The organism is Micromonospora sp. U21, assembly GCF_018070045.1.
Lineage (GTDB): Bacteria > Actinomycetota > Actinomycetes > Mycobacteriales > Micromonosporaceae > Micromonospora.
In genome coordinates this window covers 1-1,555 of the sequence record NZ_JAGPYK010000076.1, presented here as the reverse complement: position 1 = coordinate 1,555, position 1,555 = coordinate 1, and the positions used below count along the sequence as shown (strand labels likewise).

Annotated in this window: 1 protein-coding gene; it reads left to right on the top strand. The window is 67.8% G+C overall.

The window, feature by feature from the left end:
• Nucleotides 1-84: 84 nt before the first annotated feature.
• Nucleotides 85-1,520 (top strand): IS3 family transposase gene (locus tag KBX63_RS34805; protein ID WP_374102303.1). Its coding sequence is split into 2 segments (ribosomal slippage): nucleotides 85-442 and nucleotides 442-1,520, totalling 1,437 coding nucleotides; the frame shifts between segments, so codons are not numbered across the junction.
• Nucleotides 1,521-1,555: the final 35 nt, after the last annotated feature.

The window sequence follows — 1,555 nt, the reverse complement described above, 5'->3', positions numbered from 1 at the left end:
GGGTGAGTTGAGGCCAGCGGTTCTTAGCAAGTCCGCCGGACAGGGCGAGTTCAGGATCGGGAAGTGTTGACTACTGCTGTTGACATGGTGGTGGCCCAGGATGGGGTCATGAGTCGCAAGAAGGGTCCGCGTTCGGGCGGGCCGCGAGCCCGCCGGTCGTTCACGCCGGGGCAGAAGCTGGAGCTGCTGGCCGGGTATGAGCAGGCCGTCGCTGCTGGTGAGGGCGGGGCGTTCCTGCGGCGCGAGGGTTTGTACTCGTCGTTGATGTCGGAGTGGCGCCGGGCCCGTGACGCCGGTCTGTTGCAGGGCAAACCGGCTGGTGAGACGGTCGGGCGGCCGTCGGCGGAGCAGGCGGAGATCGCCCGGTTGCGGCGTGAGCTGGAGCGGGCGCAGGCGAAGCTGGCGCGGACCGAGACGGCGTTGACGATCATGGGAAAAGCGCGCGAGCTCTTGGAGGACATCTCCAGGAGCGAGCCGGACGGTCCGGACGTGTTCGGGCTCGGCAAGCGTTGATGACCGCATACCACGAGCTGACCGGCGTCAAGGTCACGACGAGGGAGGCGAGACGGCTGACCGGGATCGCCCGTTCCAGCGCGGACCGTGACCGGCGCCGGCCGACACCATCGCGGCCGGTGCGGCGTATGCCGGCGAACGCGTTCACCCCGCCCGAACGTGAGCAGGTGCTCCGGTTGTTGAACAACCCGCAGTTCGTCGACGCCGCCCCGGCCCAGATCTACGCGGCGTTACTGGACCAGGGCGTTTACGTCGGCTCGATCGCCACCATGTACCGGCTGCTGCGCGAGCACGAGCAGGTCCGTGAGCGTCGCCGGCAAGCCCGGCACCCGGCCCGCCGGCGTCCCGAGCTGGTCGCGGACGCACCACGGCAGGTCTACACCTGGGACATCACGAAACTCGCCGGACCGGTCAAAGGCATCTACTTCGACGCGTATGTGATGATCGACATCTACTCCCGGTACATCGTCGGCGTCCGCGTGCACGCCCGCGAGTCCGGCCCGCTCGCGGAATCGATGATGCGGGAGGTGTTCGACGCCCACGGCGTGCCGCATGTGGTCCACGCCGACCGGGGCACCTCGATGACCTCGAAATCGGTTGCTGACCTGCTCGAAGACCTGAACGTGACCCGCTCCCACTCGCGGCCGAAGACGTCCAACGACAACCCGTACAGCGAATCCTGGTTCAAGACGTTGAAGTACGCCCCGGTCTTCCCGGAGCGGTTCGCGTCCCTCGCCCAGGCCCGGGCGTTCATGAACGACTTCGTGACCTGGTACAACCACGCCCACCGGCACTCCGGGATCGGCCTGCACACCCCCGCCGACGTCCACCACGGCCGCCACCACCAGGTCCGCGCCGGCCGCGAGGACACCCTCGCCGCAGCCCGCGCTGCACACCCGGAACGGTTCGCCACCACCCGGCCCCTACCCAGAATCCTCGATCTACCCGACCATGTCTGGATCAACCGGCCTGACCAGGAAGACCAGCCGGAGCTGCAAGCCGCTTAACTCCCGTTGGCCTCAATCCCTTGACACGTTCCGAT